The sequence below is a fragment of the Natrinema marinum genome (assembly GCF_024296685.1).
GTDB classification, from domain to species: Archaea; Halobacteriota; Halobacteria; order Halobacteriales; family Natrialbaceae; genus Natrinema; species Natrinema marinum.
On record NZ_CP100763.1, the window covers coordinates 3,705,259 to 3,730,620 of the forward strand.

The window sequence follows — 25,362 nt, forward strand, 5'->3', positions numbered from 1 at the left end:
GCTCGGTTCACTCGCTCGCTGTCGGTGACTGGCTGACGGCCTGCCCTCCCCCGAGTCGCGAACTCCTCGCGGTGCTCGGAGCCCGCTCCCGGCCACACGCACTCGTCTGTTCAGTTCTCCGCGGGCGCGCCTTCGCGCACGTTCACCGCCATTCCCGTCTCGAAGTCCCGAATCGCCTCGGCGGCGAGCTGGGCCGTCCCGACCGCGAGCAACTCGCCGCGCTCGTGGACCACCAGCACCTCGTCGCCCGGCCGGATCTCGTCGCCGGCCTCGAGGACGAACTTCGCGAAGACGTTCTTCTCGTCGCGGACGAACGGTTCGCTCTCGTCGTCGACGACCACGCGATAGGCGGGGTGGGCGAGCGCGGCGTCGAGCCGGCGACCCCCCTCGAGGCCGAGGGTGAACCGGCCGTCGGTGCCGAAGGAGACGATTCGACCCGCGTCGGCGTGGACCTGCTGGGGGCGGCCCGAGGTGGTTCGTTTGATCGTCAGCGATTCCGCTGGGGGAAACAGAGCCGTGCCGGCCCCCGCGCCGAACTGGTAGTCCGCGATGGTCCGGAGTTCGGGCAGTCCCGCACTCCCGTCCGCTGGGTCGCTCATTGGCCGCGATTCGACGCGACGGGTCGAAAGCCCTTCGACCTGCGCCGGCGGCGGGCGCGCGGGCCCGGACTGGCGAACGGAAGCGACGGGTCCTCCGTTCGATGCATGTGAACGCTTGTCTGAATCGAGGTCGAACCGAGATGGTGAATATTAAGATAATTGATTTACTATTACCGACAGCGATGGATGTCACACAGATCGGTCTCGGGGTCGCCCTGCTCGTCATCGGCACCCTGACGCTCGCCGGCCCGGCCACGATCGTCACGGGACCGTTCGTCTATCTCCTGACCGGGGCGACGCTGCTCGTCACGGGGTATGCGCTGTTGATCGGTCTCTGGCAGAACAGGCAGCCGAACTGACGGTCGTCCCGGCCCGATTCGTTCACGACCCGGCAGCGGCGTCGCGAGGACGGCGCGCTCAGAGCAGGAACGTCTCGTGACGGTCGCCGAGATCGAGGAAGGAGTCGGCTTCGGCGATCAGTTCTTCGGCCGTCGAGGACTCGAAGGCCATCACCTCGACGCGGACCCCCTCGTGGCGCAGGTGCGAACAGAGCCGCGAGAAGTCGCCGTCGCCCGTACAGAGGACGATCGTATCGACGTGGTTCGCCAGCGTCACCGCGTCCAGGCTCATCCCGACGTCCCAATCCGCCTTCTTCGTCCCGTCGGCGAACGTCTTGATATCCTTGATCTTGGGCTCGAAGCCGATGTCGATCAGCGCCTCGAAGAAGCTCTCCTCCTCGGGCGAATCCGCGCGGATGACGTACGCGATCGCGCGCGTGAGTTGGCGGTCCTGTACGGCCTTCTCGAGCAGCGCGGAGTAGTCGATGTTGCGGCTGTAGATGCTCTGTGCGGTGTGGTAGAGGTTCTGGGCGTCGACGAGGACGGCGACGCGCTGACCGGGATGAATTTCCGTCATATACTAGCATGTCGTGGGGGGCTATAAAAAATCGCGGCGTTCGGTTCGGTCGCGGTACCGCTGCCGGCAGTGTTCAGGACCGGAGCTTCTGAATGCGCTTTTCCGTCGGTGGATGCGTCGCGAACAGCGTCGCCAGGAGTCCCTTCTCCGAGTTGAAGATACACAGCGCACTCATGCTATCGTCGAGGTCGGATTCGCGGCCCTGTGCGCCCTGCGAGATTTTCTCGAGCGCGCGGGCGAGCGGGTCGCCGCTGCCGATATACTGCCGGGCGTCCTCGTCGGCGACGAATTCGCGGTACCGCGAGATGGCGAGGACGAAGACCATCACGAGCATCTGCGCGAGGTTCGAGATGACCATGCCGACGATGATGCTCCCGATGTTACGCTCTCCGCCCATGATATAGACCATGTAGGCGACCCAGCCGACCATCATGGCGATGGAACTGCCGAGCACCATCGCGAGGACGTCGCGGTTCTTGATGTGGGCGAGCTCGTGGGCGATCACGCCCTCGAGTTCGTCGCGCTGGAGCAGTCGGATAAGCTCCGTCGAGACGACGACGACGCCCTTGCCCTTCCGGCCGGTCGCGAAGGCGTTGGGGACGCCCATGTCCATGACCATCAGTTTCGGTTTGTCGATCTTCATGTCCCGACAGAGCGAGTCCGTCATCTGATGGATCTCCTGATACTGGCCGTCTTCGGGCATTTCTTCGGCCCGTCTGGTTGCCGACCACGTTCCGATCTTGTACTGGATGACCGGTAACACGAGCAGCCCCAGGAGGACGAGAGGCCATGCGCCGAAGCCGAACATCGCCAGTCCGAAGGCTCCGACGAGCATGTAGAACGCGAACAGGATCGATCCGACGACCGCCATTCGCACTTTCAATCCGAAATCTGTCACACCGAGGTGTAAGTAACGACTGGGGATAAATTACGTGGAACTGTCTCTCACCTCTCGAAGGGCACGGCAATCGATTCGATCAAAGTCACAATCAATAAGTCGGACGAGCAGTATCTGTCGTCTATGCGCCGCGTCGCTCACCCGACCGTCAGCTCCGTCGTGAGCGACGCCCGCCCTCGTTTTCCGAAACGCAAACGCGCGTGAGAGCGCTCGCGGCGGGCGTGGCACCCCCGTCTCGGGCGCGTTTCGACCGCGCACAGTTGCGTTTGACCGACTAGCAGCCGCCCACCGATCGGAACCGATACACCCTACCGATTGGGGGCCGACACACGACCCAACGACACCACACCCATGACAGATATCGACCTTTCGGGCGTCTTCCCGGCGATGTGCACGCCCTTCGACGAGGACCAACGGATCGACTTCGAAACGCTCCAGACCGACGCCCAGCGCCTCGAGGCCGCGGGCGTCGACGGGCTCGTTCCCGTCGGCTCGACCGGCGAGTCCGCGACCCTGACCCACGACGAACACGTCCGCGTCGTTGAGGCGGTCATCGAAGCCGTCGGCGACGTGCCCGTCATCGCGGGCACGGGCTCGAACAACACCCGCGAGGCGCTCGAGCTCTCCGAGCGCGCCGCTGAGGCCGGCGCGGACGGCCTCCTGTTGATCTCGCCGTACTACAACAAGCCCGAGCAGCGCGGTCTGATCGAACACTATCAAACGATCGCGGACGCCGTCGACCTCCCGCAGATCGTCTACAACGTCCCTTCGCGGACGGGGCGGAACATCGAACCTGACACCGCCGTCGAACTGGCGAGCCACGAGAACATCGCGGGCTTCAAGGCCGCCAGCGGCGATCTCGGGCAGATCGGCGAGATCGCAGAGCGCACCGTCGACGAGGAGTTCGCCGTTCTCTCGGGCGACGACGCGCTCACCCTGCCGATCGTTTCCGTCGGCGGTACCGGCACCATCAGCGTCGCCGCGAACATCGAGCCCGAACGGACCTGCGCGATGGTCGGCGCGGCGCTCGACGGCGACTACGAGCGCGCCCGCGAACTCCACCACGAACTCGGCCCGCTGTTCCGCGAACTGTTCGTCGAGACCAACCCGATCCCGGTCAAGGAGGCCATGCAGATCCGCGGCTACGGCCCCGCCCGCATGCGTCCGCCGCTGACCCGCCTCGCCGACGAATTCCGCGAGGGACTCGAGGCGGTGCTTGCCGACCTCGAGCGTGACACGACCGAGGTCGCGGACGCGGCGGAGGGTGATCGATGACGGTCCGGCTCGGTGTCACCGGCGCGACGGGCCGCATGGGGCGGGAAGTGATCGCCGCCGCGAGCGAGCGTGAGGACTGCGAGGTCGTCTTCGCGGTCAACCGCGAGCCCGCCGACGAGACCGTCGACGGCGTCGCGATCGAATCGGCAAGCGAGTTCGACGCACTGGTCGCCGACCGCGAGCCCGCTGTCGTGATCGACTTCACCGGCCCGGCGTCCGCCGTCGACTACGCCGAGGCCTGCGCCGACGCCGGCGTCGCCTTCGTCACCGGCACGACCGGCTTCGACGACGTGGGCCGCGAGGCGCTCGAGGCCGCCGCGGAGGACACGGCCGTGCTCCACGCGCCGAACTTCGCCCGCGGGGTGCAGGCCCTGCTCAACGTCGTCGGCGAAGCGGTCCGGAATCTGCCCGGTTACGACGTGGAACTCGTCGAGACCCACCACAACGCAAAGCGCGACGCGCCGAGTGGCACCGCAAATCGCCTGCTCTCGGAGATCGAAGCCAACGGGGAGTTCACCGAGCGCACGCACGGCCGCGAAGGCGAGGCCCCGCGCGAGGAGGCCGAGATCGGCGTCCACGCCCTGCGGGCGGGCGACATCACGGGCGAACACGAGATCCTGCTGGCGGGCAACCACGAGGAAGTCCGGCTCACTCACCGAGCGGAGGATCGGGGCGTCTTCGCCGCGGGCGCGGTCGACGCGGCGGTCTGGATCGCTGGACAGAAGGCGGGGAGCTACGACTTTGCGGACGTGATCGCAGAATGAGCGCACTCGAGACCGAAATCGACGAGCTGTGGGAGCGCAAAGAAAACGGCGAACTCAGCGCCGATACCGCCGGCGAGGACGAATACGCGACGCTCGAGGCCTTCCTCGACGCCCTCGAGGACGGCGAAATCCGCGCCGCCGAGAAATCGGGCGGCGAGTGGGAGGCAAACGAGTGGGTCAAGCAGGGGATCCTGCTCAACTTCGGCCTCCGGTCGATCGAGCCCCGCGAGCACGGCGGCGTCACGTACAACGACGTGCTCCCGCTGGCCGACTCGAGCGAGTACGGCGACCGCGGGAGCCGCAACACGCCCGACGGCACGGTCGTCCGCCGCGGCGCGAACATCGGCTCGGACTGCATCCTGATGAGCCCGGCGTTCGTCAACATCGGCGCTCGGGTCGGCGACGGCACGCTCGTCGACTCCTGTGACACCGTCGGTTCCTGCGCTCAGATCGGCGACAACGTCAAACTCGGCGCGAACCTCCTCATCGGCGGCGTGCTCGAGCCCGTCGAGAACGCGCCGGTCATCGTCGAGGACAACGTCTCACTCGGCGCGGGCTGTCGCGTCACCAGCGGCTTCGTCGTCGGCGAGAACAGCGTCGTCGGCGAGAACACCCTCCTGACGCCGCGCATCCCGGTCTACGACCTCGTCGAGGAAGAGGTTCTCTACGGCGAACTGCCCGCCAACCGCCGCGCCTTTACCCGCTTCGTCGAGTCCTCGATCGGCGACCACGACCTCTTCGACGGCGGCGCGTACAAGCCCGCCGTGGTCGCGACGGATCTCGAGACGGAGACGCTCGAGGCGACGGAACGCGAGGACGCGCTTCGGGAATAGGTATCCAAAGCGGTCGAAATCCATCGTCGATCTCTTGGCCCCGCGTTAGCGGCGATGCCAGCCCCCGACGTAAGTCACTTCGATTCGTCCGAAGAGATACGCGAGAAGTGCGATTCCCGAAAGCGGTGCGAGATACGTCAGCACTACGTTCAGGGTCCGATCCGGCTTCGACGGTTCGATCTCGTCAGCGAGGAATACCCGGTAGTACGTCCCGTCCTCGAGTCGTATCGGTCGTTCGGGAACGGTCGCCTTCTGGAGTGTAGTGACGTCACCGGTCCGTGCCGCTTTGGCAGCCGTCGACGAAACCTCTCTCGAGGTCACGTGGTGACTCGCATACTCGAGTGCCGCCTCGGGCGAGGACGGCTCGAGGGTCACGTCGATGCGGTACCCGCCGTCTCGCGGGGCCGATTCGTTCGCGACGTAGGCGGTCTCATAGACGGTGCCGTCGAGCGAGACGTACCGGTATCGCTCCGGAAGCAGCGATGAGACGGGGACGGGGCCGGGAGCTCCGTAGGAGAACTCGGTCGGAACGGTTCCGTTCTCGAGTACCGATTCCTCGAACGTACACGCACGAATTTCCCACGCGTACGGGCCCGACTCCGCACAGGCAATCGCCCCGTCGACCGGCGTTCGATCCGGCGCGGCGCTCTCGTTCGCGTACTCGATGCTCGAGCCGTCGACTGTCACTTCGGCGCGCTCGTACCGATACGTCCGCTCACCCACATCGAGAAGCGCCGTCACGGCCGGGCCGGTGAGCAGACCGACCGCGACGAGAGCCACAAAGAGATCGAAGCGTGGCGTCAACGTTCTCGTAGCGGCCATCGTTCCTTGACAGTTACGACAGGAATATAACCACTTCGGTCGCCGGCCCCGTCGCCGTCCACCGAAAAGCGGTCTCCATCCTCGTCGTTTCTCTCGGCGCCGGATAACTCCTCGATCCGTTCGGTGACCGAACTGGTAGAGTTCGCCCTGATTAGAACCCAAACGCTTGAATCCTCGCGGTCACTTGGTCCGGCTAATGACTGACGCTGCGGATTCGCTGCCAGTTCGCCGCCTCTCCGACTGGGACGCGGCCGAATTGCAGACGCTCATCGACGACTACGGCTCGCCGCTGTACGTTCTCGACCTCGAGCGCGTCCGCCAGAACTACCGGCGACTCGCGGCCGCCTTCTCGAACGCCGAAATCCTGTACGCGGTGAAGGCGAACGCGCTCGGCGCTGTCCTCGAAACGCTTCACGGGGAGGGTGCGGGCCTCGAGTGCGCCTCCGCGGGCGAGGTCCAGCGGGCGCTGGAAGCCGGCGCGTCAGGTTCGGAGGTCCACTACACGGCGGTCAACCCGCCGGCGCAGGACCTCGACTGGGTCGTCGGCGCTTGGGCGGACCACCCGGAGCTGACGGTCACCGCTGGCTCCGAGGACACGATCGACCGCCTCGAAGCGCGGGGCTACGACGGCCGGCTCTGTCTCCGCGTGAACCCGGGGATCGGCGCGGGCCATCACGAGAAGGTCCAGACCGGCGCAGCCGCGAAGTTCGGGGTCCCGGCCGAACGCGCCGTCGATGTCCTCCGAGACGCCGCGGATCGGGGCTTCGACGTGGTCGGGATCCACGCTCACGTCGGGTCGGGCGTCTCGAGCGATCAGCTCGACGCCCACCGGGAGTTCGTCGCGCGAATGGGCGAGTTAGCACGAGAGGTCAGCGAGGCGATCGACGGCGACGGCCTCGAGTTCGTCGACGTGGGCGGCGGCTTCGGGGTTCCGTACCGCGAGGACGAGGAGCCGCTGGACCTCGAGTCGGTCGCCGAGGCGACCAGGGAGGCGCTTGGCGAGGTCGACGCGTGGCTGACGATCGAGCCGGGCCGCTACTTCGTCGCGGACGCGGGCGTGCTCCTCACCGAAGTGAACACGGTCAAGGAGGCCCGCGACACGGTCGTCGCCGGCGTCGACGCGGGGATGACGACCCTGATCCGCCCGGCGATGTACGACGCCTATCACCCGATCCGGAACCTGACGGCCGACGCGGAGGGAGCCGGCTCGAGCGCTGCCGAGGGCCGCGAGACGGTCCCCCAGACCGTCGCGGGACCGATCTGCGAGAGCGGCGACGTGTTCTGTGCCGACCGCGAACTCCCCGCGAGCGAGCGCGGCGATATCCTTGCGATCGGCAACGCCGGAGCGTATGGCTACGAGATGGCGAACCAGTACAACTCCCGGCCCCGTCCCGCGTCTGTTGTTTTAGAAGGCGGCGAGGTCCGACTCTCGCGCCGTCGCGAGACCGTCGATGACGTGACGCGGGCCGAGCGCGAGGCGCGAACGGAGTGAGCGCTTCGGTCCGATAAGCGGTGAGGAACGATCCGCGAGCGCGAGGCGCGAACAGTACGAGACTGATGTCTCGCATGCCGTTCACGCGGCGCTGCCCGCGAAGACGAAGTGAGACACGCACACAACTAGCGAACGACGGATTGAAGGCGCGACCGAACAGAGAAGATGTACACGACCGCGGGGTCGCCGAGGATCATGCGGCCGGCGACCGCGACGATGAGCACACATCACTGATCGCACGATGACCGTTCCATTCCAGAAGTACCACGGCACCGGCAACGACTTTCTAATTATCCACGCGGACGAATACGTCCCCGACCGCGGCGCGCTCGCCGAACGCGAGTGCGACCGCGACGACGGCGTCGGTGCCGATGGCGTCCTCTATCTCGCTCTCGAGGAGAAATTCAACCCGCCCCGCGTCGTCATGACGTTGGTCCAACCCGACGGCGCGACGGCCCCCATGTGCGGCAACGGCGCACGGTGTGCCGCCGAGTGGGCGATGGAGCGGACGGGTACCGACAGCGTGATGATCGACACGCAGGCGGGTACCCTGCGCGCCGATCGCGCGGGCGAGGACATCATCATCGAAATGGGGACGCCCGCGTTCGACCCCGACGAGATCCCCGTCGACGCCGACGAGCAGGTGTTCGAGACGGAGGTCGAAGGACTCGAGGTGACGATGGTCAACACCGGCGTCCCCCACGCCGTCGCGTTCGTCGACGATGTCGACGAGATCGACCTCGAGTCGGTCGCGCCGCCCGTTCGCTACGCGGACGTCTTCCCGAAGGGGACGAACGTCACCGTGGCGAGCCCCGACGGCTCGGGCGGCTTCCGCCAGCGGACCTACGAGCGCGGCGTCGAAGGTGAGACCGAATCCTGTGGCACCGGCGCGGTCGCGATCGCCGTCGTCGCGCGCCGACTCGGACTCACCGACGCCGACCCGGTGACCGTCTCCCCGCCCGGCGGCGACCTGCAGGTAAGCTTCAACGAGCGCGGAAACGCGACGCTCGCCGGCCCCGTCGAACACGAGTTCGACGGCGAGGTGGCCGTCGAGTCGCCGGTCCAGTCGTGACTGGGGGCGACTCGAGCGGCGCCGATTCGTTCGATCCGATCGCCTTCCTCGAGCGAGCGGTCCAGTACGCCTCTCACGAGGACGTGGGGCCGATGCGGGAGTTTCTCCGAGAAACGCTCGAAGATCGGGGACTCGAGGCTCGCGTCGACGACGGCGGGAACGTGCTGGCGTCTCGCGGCTCGTCGGCGGCAGACGCCGATACCCACGTCGTGCTGAACACGCATATCGATACGGTGTCACCCCACGTCCCATTCGAGCGCGACGAGCGCGCTCTCGAGGCCGACGGCGGCGACGTGATCAGGGGGCGGGGCTCCTGCGACGCCAAGGGTCCGCTCGCGGCCATCCTCTCGGCCTTTTTTGCCGTGGAACCGACCGACGGCCGCGTCACGCTCGCGATTACGCCCGACGAGGAGGTGCTCTCGACGGGCGCATACGCGCTGGTCTCGGGCGACGAGTCCCCAACACGGGACGCCGACGCGGTGATCGTCGGCGAACCCACGGGCCTCGACGTCTGCACGGCCGCGAAGGGACGCTTTCAGGGGACGATCCACCTCTCCGGCGCCAACGCCCACGCCGCCGAACCCGAAACTGGCACGAACGCGGTCGCGGCCCTCGAGCCCGTCCTCGCGGCGATTCGCACCTTCGACGAGCGCGACGACGCCCCGCCGGCCCACCCGCAACTCGGCGCGGCGACGCTGACCCCGACCGTCGTCGAGGGCGGTGAGGCCACGAATCAGGTGCCGGCCGACTGCGCGCTGACGGTCGACCGCCGGAGCGTCCCGCCGGAGACCGCCGACGACTTCCGCGAGGCGCTGACCGCCCACCTGCGGGCCGCCCTTCCCGACGACGTGGGCCTCGAGTTCCGCTTTACCGACCGACCGACGCCGTTTCTCGAGGCGTGGGACACCGATCCCGACGCGCGGGTCGTAGAGGTACTTGCGGACGCGGCCGGCGGCGACGTGCGCCCGTTTACCGCGGCGACGGAGGCCTCGTACTTCGCGGCGGACGCGCCGACGGTCGTCTTTGGCCCCGGCGTCCTCGCCGACGACGAGGGAGCCGTCGCCCACGCCCCGCGGGAGTACGTGCAGGTCGCAGACGTTCGGGCGGCGGCGCGGGCGCTCGAGGCGACGCTCGCGGAACTGTTCGGCTGAGGAGCGAGCGATCCACTCTCGAGGCGAGAACGACCGACGAGCAGCTGCTTTCGGCGGATTCACATCGACATCAGCGCGATGGCCAGTACGCTCAGTCCGATCGCGGCGAGCTTGCGGGCGGTAACGGCCTCGTCGAAAGCGACGATGCCGACGAGCGAGCTGACGACGATGAACAGACCGTAGATCGGCACGACGACGCTGACCGGGCCGAGCGCGAGCGCCCGGTAGTAGGTCAGCAGGCCCACGGTCAACAGGACGCCCAGCGCGGCGATGTACGGCGTCCGTGGATGGCGGAGATAGGGCCGGACGGACAGTCCGCGAGCGCGGATCACCAGCCCGACGGTGACGAACATCACCGAGTTCGAGAGGAACACCGCGAGCGTACTGGGGAGGTCGGTCATCGCGAGCGAGAGCAGCGGGGCGACCAGGCTGTAGGCCAGACAGGCGACGATCGAGAGCTCGAGGTACCGTCGCATCACTCCTCACCCCCGGCGGCGAGGTAGATCGCGACCGCCGCGACGACGATGCCAGCCGCGCGGGTGACGGTCAGCTCCTCGCCGAGAAAGACGATCCCGATGACCGAGCTCCCGACGATGAAGAGACCGTAGATCGGCACGACGACACTGACTGGCCCCCGCTCGAGCGCCCGATAGTACGCCAAAATTCCGATCGAGAGGAAGAGCCCGGCGACGTAGACGATTCCCGCTGCGGGGGTGGTCGCGTCGACGGGCCGGCCGGTTTCCGTAACGAGCAAGACGACGGTCGTCAGAGAGAGGAAGATCGTCGTCGAGAGGAAGAGCGCGACCGCGGGCGGCACGTCCGTGGTGACGACGCTCGTCAGCGGTGCGACGAGCCCGTAGGCCACGAGGGCGACGATCACCCACAGCAGGTACTCCATATCGGGTCGTCACCGACGGCCCCCTATACTGTCACGGTCCCGGACCGAAGGGCCGCGACCGCGCTCGACGCGCGGCGGCGGAACGCGAGGCTCGAGGACTACTCGCTTCGCTCTACGTCGTCGACCAGCTCGCTCGCGACGCCGGTGTAGCCCGCGGGCGTCAGCGCGCGCAGTTCCTCGCGAACGTCGTCGTCGACCTCGAGTTCGTCGAACATCTCGCGGAAGTCCGCGAGCGTCACGTCTTTCCCGCGGGTGACGGCCTTGACGCGCTCGTAGGCGTCGGCCTGTCCCTCGCGCCGGAGGATCGTCTGGACGGCCTCGCCGATGATTTCGGGCGTGCTCTCGAGGTCTTCGCGCATCACGTGTTCGTTGGGAACGACCTTCGAGAGGCCGGCGGCGGTCTTCCCGTAGCCGATCAGGCAGTGGGCGAACGCGCTGCCGATGTTGCGCTTGACCGTCGAGTCCGAGAGGTCCCGCTGGAGCCGGGAAGTGGTGACGTAGTCGGCGAGGAAGGTCAGATCGGAGTTGGCCTTCGAGAGGTTGCCTTCGCTGTTCTCGAAGTCGATCGGATTGACCTTGTGGGGCATCGTCGACGAGCCGGTCTCGCCCTCGACGGCCTCCTGACCCAGATAGCGGTCGGAGACGTAGAGCCACATGTCCAGATCGAGGTCCAACAGGACGTCGTTGGCCCCGCGGAACGCGTCGAACAGCGCGGCGAGGTCGTCGCAAGGGTTGACCTGCGTCGTGAGGGGTTCGAACTCGAGGCCCAGTCCCCGAACGAACTCCGCCGCGAACGCCTGCCAGTCCACGTCGGGGTAGGCCGCGACGTGGGCCGCGTACGTGCCGGACGCGCCGCCGAGTTTCCCCCGCAGATCGTCGGTCGCCTGCCGGATCCGTCCCGTCGCGCGGCCGAGCCGCGAGGCGTAGACGGCCAGCTCCTTCCCGAAGGTCGTCGGCGTCGCGGGCTGGCCGTGAGTTCGGGCCAGCATCGGGAGGTCGCGGTGCTCGCGGGCCATGTTGGCGAGGGTATCGCGCACGTCGTACAGTCTCGGCAGGAGCACCTCGTCGACGGCGTCGCGGACGAGCAGCCGATGGGCGAGGTTGTTCACGTCCTCGCTGGTCAGCCCGAAGTGGATCCAGGCCGAGGCGTTGCTGTCGTCGGGCAGCCGATGGCGGACGAAGTACTCGACAGCCTTCACGTCGTGGTTCGTCGCCTCGAACTCCTCGTGGCCCTCGGTCTCGAGTTTCTTGATCAGTTGGGCGTCCTCCTCAGCGAAGCCCTCGTAGAGGCCCCGAAGCTGTTCCCGTGCCTCGAGGTCGAGTTCCAGCGGCGTCGCCTCGAGGTCGGCCAGCGCAATCAGATACTCGACTTCGACGCGAACGCGGGCGCGCATCAGCGCGGCCTCGCTCGCGTACGGCGACAGCGGCGCGGTCCGGCCGCCGTACCGCCCGTCCAGCGGCGAGACGGCGTACAGGGCGTCGGTCTCGGTCATACCCGTCGTTGGTCGAGGTGGTCGCAAAAGCGTGTCGAAACCCCTGCCCGGGCTGGGCCACGAGCGTGCATACCTCTGAGGGCCAAACCACGAATACGGCACGAATGATACACGTTCGTGCATACAACGGGGCTCGAGACCGCAACCACTTTGCCGCTCGCGGGCGCGGGTCCGACCATGACGCGAATCGCCGGGATGGCCGGCAACCGAGGGCGCAACCTGTTGAATATCGCCGACCGACGGCCGGGCGGGGCCGAATTTGCCGTGATCCTGACGAACGCGGAAGACGCGCCGGTGCTCGAGGCTGCAGCGGAACGCGGGATTCCGACCGAAGTCGTCCCGATGGACGACGACATGAGCCGCCGCGAGCACGAGGAGGCGGTGCTCGAGGCACTCTCGGAGTACGACTTCGACCTCGTCTGTCTGGACGGCTACATGCGGATCCTCTCCGACACGTTCCTCGAGGAAGCGCCGACGACGCTGAACGTCCACCCCGCCCTGTTACCGTCGTTCCCCGGGATGGACGCCTGGGGCGACGCGCTCGAGGCCGGCGTCTCGGTGACCGGCTGTACGGTCCACGTCGTCACCGACGCGACCGACGAGGACGGCGACGTGATCGAGTCGGAGGTCGACGCCGGCCCGATCGTCACGCAGGAGCCGATCCCGGTCTACGAGGGCGACGACGAAGAGAGTCTGAAAGAGCGAGTCCTCTACGAGGGCGAGTTCCGCGCGTACCCCCGCGCCGTGAAGTGGTTCGCCGAAGGCGTGGCCAACGTGGATCTCGAGGCCGGCGAGGTCTCGGTCGACGCCGACGTGGCGAGTACCGACGCGGATGACCACGACGGGCTGCCCGCCCGCCGACTGATTTCGGACGACCGTGCGGACACGCTCCGCTACGGCGAGAACCCACACCAGGACGCGGCGGTATACGCCGACTACACCGCGGACGAGGCCAGCGTCGTCCACGCCGACCAACTGAACGAGGGCGCGAAGGCGCTGTCGTACAACAACTACAACGACGCCGACGGCGCGCTGAATCTGATCAAGGAGTTCGACGAGCCCGCGGCGGCGGTCATCAAGCACACCAACCCCGCGGGCTGTGCGACCGCCGATTCGCTCGCCGAGGCCTACGAGAAAGCGCTCTCGACGGACCCGATGAGCGCCTTCGGCGGCATCGTCGCGCTCAATCGGGAGTGCAACGTCGCGACTGCGGAGCAGATTATCGACTCGTTCAAGGAGGTCGTCGTCGCGCCGGGCTACACCGACGACGCGCTCGAGGTGCTCTTCGAGAAGGACAACCTGCGAGTGCTCGACGTGGGCGAACTCGGCGAGCGCACCGAGCGCTTCACCGAGAAGCCCCTCGTCGGCGGCCGACTGGTCCAAGAGCGCGACCTCCAGTCTATTTCGGCCGACGACCTCGAGGTCGTCACCGAACGCGAGCCGACCGACGAGGAACTCGAGACGATGGTCTTCGCCTGGCAGACGCTCAAACACGTCAAGTCCAACGGCATCCTCTTCGCGGACGGCACCGAGACGGTCGGCATCGGCATGGGGCAGGTGTCCCGCGTCGACGCGGTTCGGCTGGCGGCGATGAAGGCCGACGAACACGCCGAGGGCAAGGACGCGGAGGGCGCGGTCATGGCCTCCGACGCGTTCTTCCCGTTCCCGGACGGGATCGAGGAGGCCGCCGAGGCGGGCATCGAGGCGGTCGTCCAGCCCGGTGGCTCGGTCAACGACGAGGACGTGATCGAGGCCGCGGACGAACACGGGATGGCGATGGCGTTCACGGGGCAGCGGTCTTTCAGACACGATTAGGGCCGCGAACGACCGGAAGCGCGGCGCTACGCGCCGCGATACGACGAGCGGCCCCGGCCGCGAGTCAGTGAGTGAGCGGCTTTTTGGTCGAGATCTTTCGAGAAGGGCGAGCGAGCGTAGCGAGCGAACCCGACGAGAAAAAGGTCGATGCCGCGATGGCGTTTACGGGGCAGCGAAGGTTCCGTCACGACTGAGCGGTTCGGGGACGTTCCGAACCGACTTTTTTTATCGGTACCCCGAATCCGCTTGAGTATGACCGAGCCGACGATCGAGAACCGCGACTGTCTCGCCTCGAGCGAGGCCCGCGATGCCGCGCTCGCCTGTGTCGAGGCCGGAATCGCGGCGGGCCATCCCCGCGCTGTCGTCCGCGACGCCGTCTCGCTCGCGGACGATACCCTCCGTGTCGCGGACGCGACGTACGACCTCCGCGAGTACGACGAGCTGGTCGTCCTCGGCGGGGGCAACGCCGCGGCCCACGTCGCCGCCGTGCTCGAGACCGTACTGGGCGATCGGATCGACGGCGGTGTGGTCGTCACGGACGACCCCGCGGACACGGCGCGCGTCGCGGTCCGCGAGGGTGACCACCCCGTTCCCAGTGAGCGCGGCGTCGACGGAACTCGGGAGGTGCTCGAGGCGGCCGACGCGGCCGGCGAGGGGACGCTCGTGCTGGCGGCGATCACCGGCGGCGGCAGCGCGCTCATGGCCGCCCCCGCCGGAGGCGTGTCGCTGGCCGACTTACAGGCGACCACCGACGCCCTGCTCGAGAGCGGGGCCGACATCGGCGAAATCAACGCGGTCCGCAAGCACCTCTCGGCGCTGAAAGGCGGCCGACTGGCGCGCCGGACCGCCCCCGCGACGATCGCCGCCGTGATCCTCTCCGACGTGGTGGGAAACGACCTGAGCGTGATCGCGAGCGGCCCGCTCGCGCCCGACGCGTCGACGTTCGACGACGCGCTCGCGGTCCTCGCACGCTACGAAATCGACGCGCCCGAAACCGTAGTAGACCGCCTCGAGCGCGGCGCGGCCGGCGAGATCGCCGAGACGCCCGGTCCCGACGATTCCGCCTTCGAGGCGGTCTCGAATCACGTCGTCGCCGACGGGATGACCGTGCTCGAGGCCGCTCGCGACGCGGTGGTCGAGCGCGGTTACGAGCCGCTGATACTGTCCTCGCGCGTTCGCGGCGAAGCGCGGGAGGCGGCGACGACCCACGTCGCCGTCGCGGCGGAGATCCGGGCGACGGGCACGCCACTCGAACCGCCGGCCGCGATCCTCTCCGGCGGGGAGACGACGGTGACCGTCCGGGGCGACGGGACCGGCGGGCCGAACCAGGAGTTCGCGACAAGCGCGGCGCTCGAACTCGCCGAGGGCGACGAAAACGGAAGTGAGGGGCACGTCACGGTCGCCGCGGTCGACACCGACGGGATCGACGGGGCGACCGACGCGGCCGGCGCGCTCGTCGACGGGACGACCGTCGTGGACCCGGACGCGGCGCGCGAGGCGCTCGCGGAAAACGACGTCCATCCGTATCTCGAGTCCCGCGGTGCGCTCGTCCGAACGGGGCGGACGGGGACGAATCTGAACGACCTCCGAATACTGATCGTCAAGTAGGATTCGAGAACGGGGCAACGGGAGCCGCTGACTTGGCTCAGGTGTCGGCGTCCGGCGCGAGCGCGTCGATCACGCGGCAGGCGTTCTTCGAGAACGCCCGGCGGAGCATGTCCTCCGAGACGTCGAGGGTGAGGATCTCCATGACGGCGACGTTGGGATGACAGGCGGGCGCGCCGCTGCCGAAGAGGACGCGGTCGGGGTGCTCGAGGAGGGCGCGCTCGAGTTGCTCGCGGTAGCGGACGAAACTCGTCTCGAGGTAGCAGTCGTCGTACTCGTCGAGGAGGTCGATCATTTCGTCCATCAGTTCGCGGTTCAGCGGGTGGCCGCCGAATCGGCCGACGACGACGGGGAAGGAGCGCTCGAGCAGCGTCTCAGCGAGCGTCTCAGGGGGCGCCTTGACGCCGCCGCGGACGATCACGGGCAGTCCGACGGCCTCGAGGGCTGCGAGGACCTCCTCGTCGGGATAGTCGTCGACGGCGGGATCGAGGACGAACCCGTGGAAGCGGTCGTCGTAGGCGTACTTCTCGACGTCGTCGGGGGAGGTGTGGTGGTCCTCGCGGCGACTCAGGGCGTTGTGGAGCCGGCCAGTCGCCTTCCGGCCCGGCGTCTCGGTCCCGTTGATCCGGGCGAAGGCGGCGAACGGCCGGTCGACGCTGCGTCTGGCGACGCCGTTGTTCGGCGCGAGGTAGCTCCCGTCCCGCCGCGTCGGCGGGAAGACGATCGCCTTCGTGATCCCTGCCTGGTGCATTTCCCGCTCGAGTCGGTCGGCCGTGATCGTTCGTCTCCGGGGCCCCCCGCTGCCGTCGGCCGGCGGCAGCCGCGTCGCGATGTCGACGACGCGAAATCCGTGTTCCAGCTCCAGCATCTACTGTGGGGTTCCGAGTCGAGCCATATTTCCCTACCGGCTCCGCCGCCGATGGGCCTGCCGACGGTTCGCACGGGCAATCGCAAGACGGAGCGGTGGCTGGAGAGAAAGAGTTATATAGAAGTGCTGACGACATGGTTAGTGAGGATCAACGATGGCACAACAGCGACGCATGGGTGGGCAGCCCATGTTCATTATGAGCGAGGATAGCCAGCGAACGCAGGGCCGCGACGCCCAGTCGTCGAACATCATGGCCGGCAAGGCTGTCGCCGAGTCGGTACGTACGACGCTCGGCCCCCGCGGCATGGACAAGATGCTCGTCGATTCCGGCGGGGATGTCGTCATCACAAACGACGGCGCGACCATCCTGAACGAGATGGACATCGAGCACCCCGCGGCCCAGATGATCGTCGAGGTCGCCGACTCCCAGGAGGAGGAAGTCGGCGACGGGACGACGACCGCGGCCGTCCTCGCCGGCAACCTGCTGGGCGAGGCCGAGGACCTGATCGAGCAGGATGTCCACGCGACCACGATCGTCGAGGGCTACCACGAGGCCGCCCGCATCGCTCTGGAGGCCATCGACGAGCAGGTCAACGAGGCCGACGTCGACGACGACATCCTCCGGCAGGTCGCCGAATCGAGCATGACCGGCAAGGGAACCGGCGGCCTCACGGCCGAGTCGCTGGCCGAGACGGTCGTCGAGGCGATCCGCCACGTCGACACCGACGAGGGCGTCGCCCGCGACAACGTCACCGTCCACACCCAGATCGGTGCCTCCTCGAACGCGACCGAACTCGTCCCCGGCATCGTCGTCGACGAGGAGCCCGTCCACGACGCGATGCCCAGCGAGATCGAGGACGCCTCGATCGCCATCCTGGACGTCGAACTCGACGTTCGCACGGGCGACGTCGACGCCGAGTACGCCATCGACTCGATCGACCAGCTCAACGCCGCCATCGACGCCGAGGAAGGCGAACTGCAGGGCTACGCCGAAACCGTCGCCGACAGCGGGGCCGACGTCGTCTTCACCACCGAAGACGTCGCCGACCGCGTCGCCAACGCCCTCGCCAACGAGGGCATCCTCGTCTTCGAGGGACTGGGCGACAGCGACGCCCGACAGGTCGCCTCCGCGACCGGCGCTCGCCGCGTCGGCGCACTCGAGGACCTAGAGGAGGCGGACTTCGGCTCCGCCGACCGCATCCACACCGAGAACTTCGGCGACGACGATCTGGCGTTCGTCGAGGGCGGCGCGGCCGCCGAGACCGTCACCGTCTTCGTCCGCGGCGGCACCGAACACGTCGTCGACGAACTCGAGCGTGCCATCGGCGACGCGCTGGACGTCGTCGCAACGGCGCTGGAATCCGGCGAGGTCGTCCCCGGCGCGGGCGCGACCGAGATCGCGATCGCGGACAAGATCCGGCAGGAAGCCGCCGGTATCGAGGGCCGCAAACAGCTCGCCGTAACGGCCTTCGCCGACGCGCTCGATGTCGTTCCCCGAACGCTGGCGGCCAACACCGGCCGCGACCCCATCGACGCGCTCGTGGACCTTCGTGCCGCCCACGAGTCCGAGGGCCGGGCCGGTCTGATCACCAGCGGTGACGAGGTCACGATCGACGATCCCTTCGAGCACGGCGTCGTCGACCCCGCCGACGTCAAGCGCGAAGCCGTCGAGAGCGCGACCGAGGCCGCCACGATGATCGCCCGCATCGACGACGTCATCGCCGCGGAGTAGCGTCACCCGTCCCTGCTACTGTTTCGAGCGACTGACCGTTTTTCCGCCCGTTCCCATCGCTGCCTCGTCGTGTATACTGGCCAATAGTGTTAAGTGTTAACATATGATATTTTAGGATATCATGTCCGGAACCGCTCCGCGAGCGAACCTGACGCCTATCGGTACCACGACCGGCCGAACGGTCTACTACGACGAGGGCCGGGAAACCTACCACACGTGGTGCGACGAGGGGGCATACGAGCCAGTGAGCACGGCCCTGCTCATGACCGTCTCGTCGGTGCTCGAGGTCGAGCCCGACGACCTCGAGCCGCTCTCGGAGTGCGTCGAACCGGACGCGTTGAACGCGCTGTTCGTCCACTGGCGCGGCGACGAGCCCCGCGTCGGCGACGGTTCGATCTCCTTTACGTTCTCCCAGTGCGCCGTGACGGTGCGTGCCGACGGCGAGATCGTGATCGATCCGACGCGGCGGCGTCTCCGGCCCGCGGACGACTGACGGGTGTGCGGATTGCGGTTTCCGGCCGCGAGTCGGTCAGCAATCGGCGTCGTCGGCCGGCTCGAGGACCACCCGGTCGCCGGCCGCGAGTCCGAAGGCTTCGTCGCCGCGCCCCCGGTTGACGTCGAGTTCGACGTAGCCGTGGCTCCCGACGGTCGCCAGCCGCTCGCCGGCGGGAACGGCCGCGAACGTCTCGCCGACCGGAACGACCTCGCCGTTCGCCGCGATCCGCTCGCGCCCGTCGAGAGACGAGCCCGGCACGTTCGTGATCGCGTTACCGAAGCCGTCGACGACGAGCACCTCGCCGATCGCGCGCCCCTCTGCGAGTTCGGCGGTCGGCAGCTCGAGGTCGGCGTCGAACGCGGTCGGCGCGAGCCACTCGAGGTCGTCGAGCGCGTCGAGTTCGGCCTCGTGGACGGCCGCGGCAGCCGGCGCGAACACGTCTCGGCCGTGGAACGTGGCGCTCGCCGGGCCGCCGTCCCCCGACAGCGCCGTCGCGCTCGCGGCCCCCGCGCTCTCGCCGGCCGGCTCGACCGGCTCGAGGCGGGTTTCGTCGACGGCGTAGGCCTCGAGCCAATCGGAATCGGCGCCCGCCAGTCGGCGTGCGGCGGGGAGCAAGACGCCGTTGTCGGGGCCGACAAGTGCGTGGTCGCCAGCGCGAACGACGAGCGCGTCGCGGTCGGTGCCGACGCCGGGATCGATCACGACGAGGTGGGTCGCCGGCGGAAAATAGGGGAGGACCTCCCGCAGCCAGAAGGCGGCCGCGCGAACGTCTTGCCGGGGGAAATCGTGTGCAATATCGACCAGCCTGGCGTCCGTTCGCTGCAGCAGGACGCCCTTCATCGCCGCCGGGTACGGCGTCCCGAAGTCAGACGCGAGCGTGATCATGCGGTGGTCTACGAATCGTCGCCGTAAATTAGGCCCCGTTCGAATCGGAGTCGCTGACCATCTGGATGCGCTCGATGCCGTCCATCTCCTCGACGACCTCCACGACGGCCTCGGGGACCAGCGACTCCCAGTCGCCGCCGGTGATCATCCGCTGGCGGACCTCAGATCCCTCGAGCACCTCGCGGTTGAACATCGGCGACTGGCGGATCTCGATGTCGGCCTCGCGAAAGAGCTGGATGACCAGCGGGTTGTTCGAGTACGCCACGTCGAAATCGGGGCTCATGCTCTGGACGTGACTGACCCACACCGAGTTGCGCTCCAGGTCCTCGATCGGGACGGCGTAGGTCACGAGATCGGTGTCGACCAGCGACTTCGTGATCATCATGATCCGTTCGCCGGCGGTGAACGGATCCCGGACGGTGTGTGAGTTGTCGGCGCTCCCGATCCCGAGGACGAGCTCGTCGACGTCCTCGGCGATCTGCTCGACCATGCTCCGGTGACCGTTGTGGAAGGGCTGAAACCGGCCGATGTAGAACCCCCGAGTCATGCCGAATACTGCTCGAGCGGCCCGCTTAAGCGTGGCGAGTTCCCCGCGACCGAGACGGACCCGGCCGATCGTTCACGGCGTTCGAGCGGCGTGACGGCCGCGGCTCGAGGCCGATCGGTCACGAACCGATATATTCAGGACAGTTTTGATATGAAGCGAACACGCGGTAGGCTCGGCCTGATCCCTCCCGTCGACCGCTGTGTCTCCCGGAATCAGCAACTGACACCATACTCCGCATGGAGAAAGTATATCAGTCGCAATCCCTTCGAAACAGATACCGAACAGAGTTCTATGAGTAACGATACGAACGTTGACGACCCTCCCGAAGACGCTCCGGACGCCGCTCCCGACGGGGACTCCGTCGAAGAGCAGCGCGAGCGTCAGGGAGAACGGTCGCCGTACGAGGAGGACGGCGACCGTCGCACTGACGTCGACGATCCGACCGACGAGCGCTCGAGGTCGTCCGACGAGGACGACATCGAGACCGTCAACGACCTCGGCAGTACGGTCGAGGTCGATCCCGGCGTCGAGGTCGACGAGGAGATCGCCGAGGACGACCTCCTCGGCGGCCTCAAGATCGACTCGACGGAGGACATCGAGGTCCCCGATCGGCTCGTCGATCAGGTCATCGGCCAGGACGAAGCACGAGATATTATCATCAAAGCGGCCAAGCAGCGCCGGCACGTCATGATGATCGGCTCGCCAGGGACCGGCAAGTCGATGCTGGCGAAGGCGATGAGCCAACTGCTGCCCAAGGAGGATCTTCAGGACGTTTTAGTCTACCACAACCCGGACGACGGCAACGAGCCGAAGGTCCGCACCGTTCCCGCCGGCAAGGGCGAACAGATCATCGACGCTCACAAGGAGGAAGCCCGCAAGCGCAACCAGATGCGCTCGATCCTGATGTGGATCATCATCGCGATCGTCGTCGGGTACGCGATCCTCTCGGGAAGCATCCTGCTGGGGATCCTCGCGGCAGGGATCATCTGGCTGATCTTCCGCTACACCTCGCGCGGTACGGACGCGATGGTGCCCAACATGATCGTCAACAACGGCGATCAGCGCGTCGCTCCCTTCGAGGACGCGACCGGTGCCCACGCCGGCGCACTGCTGGGTGACGTCCGCCACGACCCGTTCCAGTCCGGCGGCATGGAGACGCCGAGCCACGACCGTGTCGAACCCGGCGCAATCCACAAATCGAACAAGGGCGTGCTGTTCGTCGACGAGATCAACACGCTCGACATCCGGACCCAGCAGAAGCTGATGACCGCCATTCAGGAAGGCGAGTTCGCCATCACGGGCCAGTCCGAGCGCTCCTCGGGCGCGATGGTCCAGACCGAGCCCGTCCCCTGTGACTTCATCATGGTCGCGGCTGGCAACCTCGACGCCATGGAGAACATGCACCCCGCGCTCCGCAACCGGATCAAGGGGTACGGCTACGAGGTCTACATGGACGACACCATCGAGGACACCCCCGAGATGCGACGCAAGTACGCCCGCTTCGTCGCTCAGGAGGTCGAACGCGACGGCCGTCTCCCCCACTTCACGGACGACGCCGTCGAAGAGGTCATCCTCGAGGCCAAGCGCCGGTCGGGCCGGAAGAACCACCTCACGCTGCTGTTCCGCAGCCTCGGTGGCCTGGTCCGCGTCGCCGGCGACATCGCCCGCGCCGAGGACCGCGAGTTCACCACCCGCGAAGACGTGCTGCAGGCCAAGCAGCGCTCGCGTTCGATCGAGCAACAGCTCGCCGACGACTACATCGAGCGCCGCAAGGACTACGAGCTGCAGGTCAACGAGGGCGGCGTCGAAGGTCGCGTCAACGGCCTCGCCGTCATGGGCGAGGACTCGGGCATCATGCTCCCCGTGATGGCCGAGATCGCGCCCGCCCAGGGTGGCGGTCAGGTGATCGCCACCGGCAAGCTCAAAGAGATGGCCGAGGAGTCCGTCCAGAACGTCTCCGCGATCATCAAGAAGTTCTCCGACGTCGACCTCTCGGAGAAGGACATCCACATCCAGTTCGTTCAGGCCGGCCAACAGGGCGTCGACGGCGACTCCGCCTCCATCACGGTGGCGACCGCCGTCATCTCCGCGCTCGAGAACATCCCGGTCGACCAGTCGGTCGCCATGACGGGATCGCTCTCCGTGCGCGGCGACGTGCTTCCGGTCGGCGGGGTCACCCACAAGATCGAGGCCGCGGCAAAGGCCGGCTGCAGCAAGGTCATCATTCCCGAAGCGAACGAACAGGACGTGATGATCGAAGAGGAGTACGAGGAAATGATCGAGATCATCCCCTGTGCGAACATCAGCGAGGTCTTAGATGTCGCCCTGATGGGCGAACCGAAGAAGGATTCGCTGGTCGATCGACTCAAGTCGATCACCGGTTCGGCGTTCGACCAGGGGACCGTCGGCTCCGCCGGCGGCTCGAACCCGAGTCCGCAGTAAATGCCCGAGTGGGCGACGTTCGTCGGCCTGACGGGCGTCGTCCTCGTCTTATTGCTCGTTCTTTCGCACCTGACCCAATCGGCGTTTAGCGACGGCGACGCGGACGGAACCAACCGGACCACGGACCCGTCCGACGAGACCGGGGTCGCAACTGACCCGGACCGCGTCGACATCGCGGTCGACTTACCGCCACGCGATTCGGAGTCGACCGTCGACCCGCCCGCGGAGACCGATCCGGATCGACGCCCCGCCGGCGCGCCGAGGCCCGACTCCGGCGACGGAACTCGAGCCGGCGAGCCGGCGACTCCGCACTCGCCTTCGAGCGTGGCGGACGCCGCCGACGATCGGGATAGATCCGATCGACGCGACTCGAGCGAGCCGGCCGCTTCGGTCGCGACGGACGACCGTCGCCGACGGCCGGTCGAACGCGGCGTCGACCCCGACTCGCTGTCGACCGGGATGGTCCTCGCGAACGTCGCCTTCTCGCAGGGGCTGTTCGCGCTCGTGTTGCTCGGCGCGGCGGTCTACACGGCGATTCCCCCGTCCGCGCTGGGCGTCGAGTTCTCCTTGGCCTACCTCGAGACGGGACTCGTCCTGGGAACGGTCGCCGGGATCGTCTTCTACGCCGCGAACGAACTCGCCGCGGCGGCCGCGACTCGCTTTGGCTTCGACCACGAGGAGCAACTGCGCGAACTGCTCTCGCCCGACTCGACCCGGGGCTGGCTGCTCCTCTTGCTCGGGGTCTTGCCGATCGTCGCCGGCTTCGAGGAACTCCTCTTCCGGGCGGCGCTGATCGGCGTCCCCGCCGCCGGCTTCGGGATCTCGCCGTGGCTGCTCGCGGTCGGCTCGTCGGTCGCGTTCGCGCTCGGCCACGGGATGCAGGGCTCGGTCGGCGTCGTCGTCACCGGGCTCCTCGGGTTCGTCCTCGCGGCGGTCTTCGTCGTCACCGGAAGCCTGCTGGTCGTCGTCGTCGCCCACTACCTCGTCAACGCCCTCGAGTTCGTCGTCCACGAGGGCCTCGAGTTCGAGTGGGCCGAAACCCTCGAAGGCTAAGGGCGAGGGGTCGGTAGTCAGGCCATGGACGTGGCTGGAAGGGAAACCCGCGCTCGAGCGATCGTCGCCCTGATCGTCGGCTACTTCGCGGTGTTGGCCTACGCGACGATCGCGGCCGATCCGCTGGCGGCGACGGTCGCGGAAGTCGGCTTCGGCGTCATCGCGATGGCGGTGGGAGCGACGCTGTACGACCGGGCGGAAGGGACGCGATCGGCGCTGGTGGCCGCCGCGGTCTGCCTCGTCATCGGTGGTGCGCTCTCGATCGTCGCCGTCCTCGCCGACGTGACCGCCGTCGACTCGCTCTCGTCGCTGCTCGTCTTTGCGGGCGTCGGCTGCTACGGCTACGCGGTCTTGCGCGGTTGATCTCGAGCCCTCACTCGCTCGAGCCGCGGGTTTCCCTCCCGCGTGCTAGCCGGTCGGAAGCGATCCGCGCCCGAGCCGAGACCGGACGCCGACGACGATCCCTGCCAGGGTCCCCAACAGGGTTCCGGCCGCGATAGCGATCGTCACGCCGGACCCGAGCCAGGCGACGACGAAGACGGCGAGGAAAGCAACGCCGAACGCCCTGAGCGCTCGAGCGAGCGCCCGACGTGTCGGATCTCCGTCACGGCCGAACTGGACGAGAACGACGGCCGCGACCGAGACGCCGGCGGCGATTCCGGCCGGGAGGCCGACGAGAACCGAGAATTCGATGTAGGGGAGCAACAGCTCCGAGACGACGGCGAAGACGAGGAGAAACGTCGCGGTGCCCGCCGCGGCGGCGGAGCCGAGCGTTCGAAGGCGCATGTCAATCACGGCGACGGTACGACCGGATCGGCAATAGGTGCTCCGACGAATACTGCTGACGGGGAAGTCTCAAAACTGCTCGAGCCCGGTCTGCTCGGCGTCGGCGAGGAGGTTCTTGCAGGTCGACCACGATTCGCGCGCGAACGGCGGGAGGTCGCCGTGGTCGTCGACGTACGTCTCGAGGAACTCGCGGGTGGTCGAATCGCCCGGATAACCGCTACCGACCGGGCCGTACTCGTCGGCCAGCGCGGCGACGTGGGCGTCGCGTTCGACCTTGGCGACGATGCTGGCCGCGCCGACCAGCGGCGACTCGTCGTCGGCGCCGTGGCGGGCGTCGATCTCGAGGGTGGGGAGCGAGCAGGCCTCGGTCACGCGGCGCGCGAAGCGCTCGGCGTCGGTGTCGCAGGCGTCACAGAGGCCGGTGAGCGGGGCGCCCGTTGCGTCGCGCTCGAGGCAGTCGGCCACCCCCGCGATCGCTGCGGCGTGGGCTGCGACCGCCAGCGAGTTCATGTCCGTCTCCGGGTCGTCGATCCGGGCCGGCGTGATCTCGGCGACGCCGACCGCGATCCGGTCGTCCTCGCGCAGGGTCGCCGCCAGGTCCTCGCGGCGTTCGGGAGAGAGCCGTTTGGAGTCCTTGATGCCGTCGGGGAGGGCGCTCGAGTCCTCGCAGTGGACGGCCGCGGCGAACATCGACCCCAGCGCGGGGCCCTTGCCGGCCTCGTCGACGCCGAATGGCACATTCGTAGATTCATTACCGGATTCTAAAAAGCTCTGTAATTGCAGACGCGTTTTCCGTCACCCTGCACATTCATTGCTAAGGCGGTCTAGGAAATATTTATTGCTGTGTATGGTGTTACGTCCTATATGGAAGGTATACCATCCAGAACGTCTGGAAGACTTGACAAGGTCGAGCGAGTCTGG

The 25,362-nt window shown here is 67.6% G+C and carries 26 protein-coding genes; 14 read left to right on the plus strand and 12 right to left on the minus strand.

What is annotated here, in order from left to right; all coding sequences use genetic code 11:
- Positions 1-110: 110 nt before the first annotated feature.
- Positions 111-599 carry a PUA domain-containing protein gene (locus NKH51_RS18420; RefSeq protein ID WP_254763125.1) on the minus strand — a complete coding sequence of 163 codons (489 nt, stop codon included), beginning with the start codon at positions 597-599 and terminating at the stop codon, positions 111-113.
- 182 nt (positions 600-781) lie between these two features.
- Between NKH51_RS18420 and NKH51_RS18425 the strand changes: the two genes are divergently transcribed.
- On the plus strand, positions 782-958 hold the full coding sequence (locus NKH51_RS18425; RefSeq protein WP_254763126.1) for a hypothetical protein: 177 nt from the start codon (positions 782-784) through the stop codon (positions 956-958).
- Between the two features lie 58 nt (positions 959-1,016).
- Here NKH51_RS18425 and NKH51_RS18430 read toward each other — a convergent pair whose 3' ends face one another.
- Positions 1,017-1,514, minus strand: coding sequence for a LabA-like NYN domain-containing protein (locus NKH51_RS18430; RefSeq protein ID WP_254763127.1), 498 nt, complete (start codon positions 1,512-1,514; stop codon positions 1,017-1,019).
- A gap of 73 nt (positions 1,515-1,587) precedes the next feature.
- Positions 1,588-2,412, minus strand: a complete 825-nt coding sequence (locus tag NKH51_RS18435; protein ID WP_254763128.1) for a M48 family metallopeptidase — start codon at positions 2,410-2,412, stop codon at positions 1,588-1,590.
- 351 nt (positions 2,413-2,763) lie between these two features.
- On the opposite strand from NKH51_RS18435, the gene dapA reads away from it, so the two are divergent.
- Genes dapA through NKH51_RS18450 form a run of 3 tightly spaced genes read left to right on the plus strand, consistent with a single transcriptional unit; the run spans position 2,764 to position 5,284 of the window.
- Entirely contained in the window at positions 2,764-3,687 is a 924-nt protein-coding gene (gene dapA, locus NKH51_RS18440) for a 4-hydroxy-tetrahydrodipicolinate synthase (protein WP_254763129.1), read from the plus strand.
- Positions 3,684-4,451: a 4-hydroxy-tetrahydrodipicolinate reductase gene (dapB, locus tag NKH51_RS18445; RefSeq protein WP_254763130.1), complete on the plus strand. Its 768-nt coding sequence runs from the start codon at positions 3,684-3,686 to the stop codon at positions 4,449-4,451. Before dapA ends, dapB begins: the two co-directional genes overlap by 4 nt.
- Positions 4,448-5,284: a 2,3,4,5-tetrahydropyridine-2,6-dicarboxylate N-succinyltransferase gene (locus tag NKH51_RS18450; RefSeq protein WP_254763131.1), complete on the plus strand. Its 837-nt coding sequence runs from the start codon at positions 4,448-4,450 to the stop codon at positions 5,282-5,284. Before dapB ends, NKH51_RS18450 begins: the two co-directional genes overlap by 4 nt.
- 45 nt (positions 5,285-5,329) lie before the next feature.
- Here NKH51_RS18450 and NKH51_RS18455 read toward each other — a convergent pair whose 3' ends face one another.
- Positions 5,330-6,106: a hypothetical protein gene (locus NKH51_RS18455; RefSeq protein WP_254763132.1), complete on the minus strand. Its 777-nt coding sequence runs from the start codon at positions 6,104-6,106 to the stop codon at positions 5,330-5,332.
- A gap of 196 nt (positions 6,107-6,302) precedes the next feature.
- Between NKH51_RS18455 and lysA the strand changes: the two genes are divergently transcribed.
- From lysA to NKH51_RS18470, 3 genes are all read left to right on the plus strand, one after another.
- A complete protein-coding gene (lysA, locus tag NKH51_RS18460; protein ID WP_254763133.1) occupies positions 6,303-7,598 on the plus strand; it encodes a diaminopimelate decarboxylase in 1,296 nt (431 codons plus the stop codon).
- Between the two features lie 241 nt (positions 7,599-7,839).
- Positions 7,840-8,670: a diaminopimelate epimerase gene (gene dapF / locus NKH51_RS18465; protein ID WP_254763134.1), complete on the plus strand. Its 831-nt coding sequence runs from the start codon at positions 7,840-7,842 to the stop codon at positions 8,668-8,670.
- Positions 8,667-9,821 (plus strand): M20 family metallopeptidase, encoded by a 1,155-nt coding sequence (locus tag NKH51_RS18470; RefSeq protein ID WP_254763135.1) that lies wholly within the window; start codon positions 8,667-8,669, stop codon positions 9,819-9,821. The genes dapF and NKH51_RS18470 overlap by 4 nt, the downstream gene beginning before the upstream one ends.
- A gap of 59 nt (positions 9,822-9,880) precedes the next feature.
- Here NKH51_RS18470 and NKH51_RS18475 read toward each other — a convergent pair whose 3' ends face one another.
- The 3 genes from NKH51_RS18475 to purB all read right to left on the minus strand — a co-directional run bounded on the left by NKH51_RS18475 (position 9,881) and on the right by purB (position 12,212).
- Entirely contained in the window at positions 9,881-10,297 is a 417-nt protein-coding gene (locus NKH51_RS18475) for an EamA family transporter (protein ID WP_254763136.1), read from the minus strand.
- The gene (locus NKH51_RS18480) at positions 10,297-10,719 is read right to left on the minus strand and encodes an EamA family transporter (RefSeq protein ID WP_254763137.1); all 423 of its coding nucleotides are present in this window, start codon (positions 10,717-10,719) and stop codon (positions 10,297-10,299) included. Before NKH51_RS18480 ends, NKH51_RS18475 begins: the two co-directional genes overlap by 1 nt.
- 98 nt (positions 10,720-10,817) lie before the next feature.
- Positions 10,818-12,212: an adenylosuccinate lyase gene (gene purB, locus NKH51_RS18485; protein ID WP_254763138.1), complete on the minus strand. Its 1,395-nt coding sequence runs from the start codon at positions 12,210-12,212 to the stop codon at positions 10,818-10,820.
- Between the two features lie 177 nt (positions 12,213-12,389).
- Between purB and purH the strand changes: the two genes are divergently transcribed.
- Positions 12,390-14,027 (plus strand): bifunctional phosphoribosylaminoimidazolecarboxamide formyltransferase/IMP cyclohydrolase, encoded by a 1,638-nt coding sequence (purH, locus tag NKH51_RS18490; RefSeq protein ID WP_254763139.1) that lies wholly within the window; start codon positions 12,390-12,392, stop codon positions 14,025-14,027.
- 252 nt (positions 14,028-14,279) lie between these two features.
- Positions 14,280-15,635, plus strand: coding sequence for a glycerate kinase type-2 family protein (locus NKH51_RS18495; RefSeq protein WP_254763140.1), 1,356 nt, complete (start codon positions 14,280-14,282; stop codon positions 15,633-15,635).
- A gap of 37 nt (positions 15,636-15,672) precedes the next feature.
- Here the strand turns inward: NKH51_RS18495 and NKH51_RS18500 are convergent, their stop codons facing one another.
- Positions 15,673-16,500: an amidohydrolase family protein gene (locus NKH51_RS18500; RefSeq protein WP_254763141.1), complete on the minus strand. Its 828-nt coding sequence runs from the start codon at positions 16,498-16,500 to the stop codon at positions 15,673-15,675.
- Between the two features lie 187 nt (positions 16,501-16,687).
- Between NKH51_RS18500 and thsA the strand changes: the two genes are divergently transcribed.
- Entirely contained in the window at positions 16,688-18,232 is a 1,545-nt protein-coding gene (gene thsA, locus NKH51_RS18505) for a thermosome subunit alpha (protein WP_254765179.1), read from the plus strand.
- A gap of 121 nt (positions 18,233-18,353) precedes the next feature.
- Positions 18,354-18,725 carry a HalOD1 output domain-containing protein gene (locus tag NKH51_RS18510; RefSeq protein WP_254763142.1) on the plus strand — a complete coding sequence of 124 codons (372 nt, stop codon included), beginning with the start codon at positions 18,354-18,356 and terminating at the stop codon, positions 18,723-18,725.
- 36 nt (positions 18,726-18,761) lie between these two features.
- Here the strand turns inward: NKH51_RS18510 and NKH51_RS18515 are convergent, their stop codons facing one another.
- Positions 18,762-19,613, minus strand: a complete 852-nt coding sequence (locus NKH51_RS18515) for an SAM hydrolase/SAM-dependent halogenase family protein (protein WP_254763143.1) — start codon at positions 19,611-19,613, stop codon at positions 18,762-18,764.
- Between the two features lie 28 nt (positions 19,614-19,641).
- A complete protein-coding gene (locus NKH51_RS18520) occupies positions 19,642-20,160 on the minus strand; it encodes a nicotinamide-nucleotide adenylyltransferase (protein ID WP_254763144.1) in 519 nt (172 codons plus the stop codon).
- A 291-nt stretch (positions 20,161-20,451) separates the two neighbouring features.
- Here NKH51_RS18520 and lonB point away from each other — a divergent pair, with 291 nt between their 5' ends.
- The 3 genes from lonB to NKH51_RS18535 are packed head-to-tail and all read left to right on the plus strand — an operon-like array spanning position 20,452 to position 24,018.
- Positions 20,452-22,602, plus strand: a complete 2,151-nt coding sequence (gene lonB, locus NKH51_RS18525) for an ATP-dependent protease LonB (RefSeq protein WP_254763145.1) — start codon at positions 20,452-20,454, stop codon at positions 22,600-22,602.
- Positions 22,603-23,655 (plus strand): CPBP family glutamic-type intramembrane protease, encoded by a 1,053-nt coding sequence (locus NKH51_RS18530; RefSeq protein ID WP_254763146.1) that lies wholly within the window; start codon positions 22,603-22,605, stop codon positions 23,653-23,655. It begins immediately after the preceding gene.
- A 24-nt stretch (positions 23,656-23,679) separates the two neighbouring features.
- Positions 23,680-24,018 (plus strand): hypothetical protein, encoded by a 339-nt coding sequence (locus NKH51_RS18535; RefSeq protein WP_254763147.1) that lies wholly within the window; start codon positions 23,680-23,682, stop codon positions 24,016-24,018.
- A 45-nt stretch (positions 24,019-24,063) separates the two neighbouring features.
- Here NKH51_RS18535 and NKH51_RS18540 read toward each other — a convergent pair whose 3' ends face one another.
- Both NKH51_RS18540 and rnhB read right to left on the minus strand, forming a co-directional pair.
- Positions 24,064-24,441 (minus strand): DUF8147 domain-containing protein, encoded by a 378-nt coding sequence (locus NKH51_RS18540; protein WP_254763148.1) that lies wholly within the window; start codon positions 24,439-24,441, stop codon positions 24,064-24,066.
- Between the two features lie 69 nt (positions 24,442-24,510).
- Positions 24,511-25,179, minus strand: a complete 669-nt coding sequence (gene rnhB / locus NKH51_RS18545) for a ribonuclease HII (protein WP_254763149.1) — start codon at positions 25,177-25,179, stop codon at positions 24,511-24,513.
- Between the last annotated feature and the right edge of the window lie 183 nt (positions 25,180-25,362).

Coding starts and splice junctions, on each gene's coding strand:
- thsA (WP_254765179.1), top strand. CDS start 16,688: ATGTTCATTATGAGCGAGGATAGCCAGCGAACGCAGGGCCGCGACGCC.
- purH (WP_254763139.1), top strand. CDS start 12,390: ATGACGCGAATCGCCGGGATGGCCGGCAACCGAGGGCGCAACCTGTTG.
- dapF (WP_254763134.1), top strand. CDS start 7,840: ATGACCGTTCCATTCCAGAAGTACCACGGCACCGGCAACGACTTTCTA.
- lonB (WP_254763145.1), top strand. CDS start 20,452: ATGAGTAACGATACGAACGTTGACGACCCTCCCGAAGACGCTCCGGAC.
- NKH51_RS18520 (WP_254763144.1), bottom strand. CDS start 20,160: ATGACTCGGGGGTTCTACATCGGCCGGTTTCAGCCCTTCCACAACGGT.
- lysA (WP_254763133.1), top strand. CDS start 6,303: ATGACTGACGCTGCGGATTCGCTGCCAGTTCGCCGCCTCTCCGACTGG.
- NKH51_RS18475 (WP_254763136.1), bottom strand. CDS start 10,297: ATGCGACGGTACCTCGAGCTCTCGATCGTCGCCTGTCTGGCCTACAGC.
- NKH51_RS18450 (WP_254763131.1), top strand. CDS start 4,448: ATGAGCGCACTCGAGACCGAAATCGACGAGCTGTGGGAGCGCAAAGAA.
- NKH51_RS18425 (WP_254763126.1), top strand. CDS start 782: ATGGATGTCACACAGATCGGTCTCGGGGTCGCCCTGCTCGTCATCGGC.
- dapA (WP_254763129.1), top strand. CDS start 2,764: ATGACAGATATCGACCTTTCGGGCGTCTTCCCGGCGATGTGCACGCCC.
- NKH51_RS18540 (WP_254763148.1), bottom strand. CDS start 24,441: ATGCGCCTTCGAACGCTCGGCTCCGCCGCCGCGGCGGGCACCGCGACG.
- NKH51_RS18500 (WP_254763141.1), bottom strand. CDS start 16,500: ATGCTGGAGCTGGAACACGGATTTCGCGTCGTCGACATCGCGACGCGG.
- NKH51_RS18510 (WP_254763142.1), top strand. CDS start 18,354: ATGTCCGGAACCGCTCCGCGAGCGAACCTGACGCCTATCGGTACCACG.
- purB (WP_254763138.1), bottom strand. CDS start 12,212: ATGACCGAGACCGACGCCCTGTACGCCGTCTCGCCGCTGGACGGGCGG.
- NKH51_RS18455 (WP_254763132.1), bottom strand. CDS start 6,106: ATGGCCGCTACGAGAACGTTGACGCCACGCTTCGATCTCTTTGTGGCT.
- NKH51_RS18530 (WP_254763146.1), top strand. CDS start 22,603: ATGCCCGAGTGGGCGACGTTCGTCGGCCTGACGGGCGTCGTCCTCGTC.
- NKH51_RS18515 (WP_254763143.1), bottom strand. CDS start 19,613: ATGATCACGCTCGCGTCTGACTTCGGGACGCCGTACCCGGCGGCGATG.
- dapB (WP_254763130.1), top strand. CDS start 3,684: ATGACGGTCCGGCTCGGTGTCACCGGCGCGACGGGCCGCATGGGGCGG.
- NKH51_RS18535 (WP_254763147.1), top strand. CDS start 23,680: ATGGACGTGGCTGGAAGGGAAACCCGCGCTCGAGCGATCGTCGCCCTG.
- NKH51_RS18495 (WP_254763140.1), top strand. CDS start 14,280: ATGACCGAGCCGACGATCGAGAACCGCGACTGTCTCGCCTCGAGCGAG.
- NKH51_RS18480 (WP_254763137.1), bottom strand. CDS start 10,719: ATGGAGTACCTGCTGTGGGTGATCGTCGCCCTCGTGGCCTACGGGCTC.
- NKH51_RS18420 (WP_254763125.1), bottom strand. CDS start 599: ATGAGCGACCCAGCGGACGGGAGTGCGGGACTGCCCGAACTCCGGACC.
- NKH51_RS18430 (WP_254763127.1), bottom strand. CDS start 1,514: ATGACGGAAATTCATCCCGGTCAGCGCGTCGCCGTCCTCGTCGACGCC.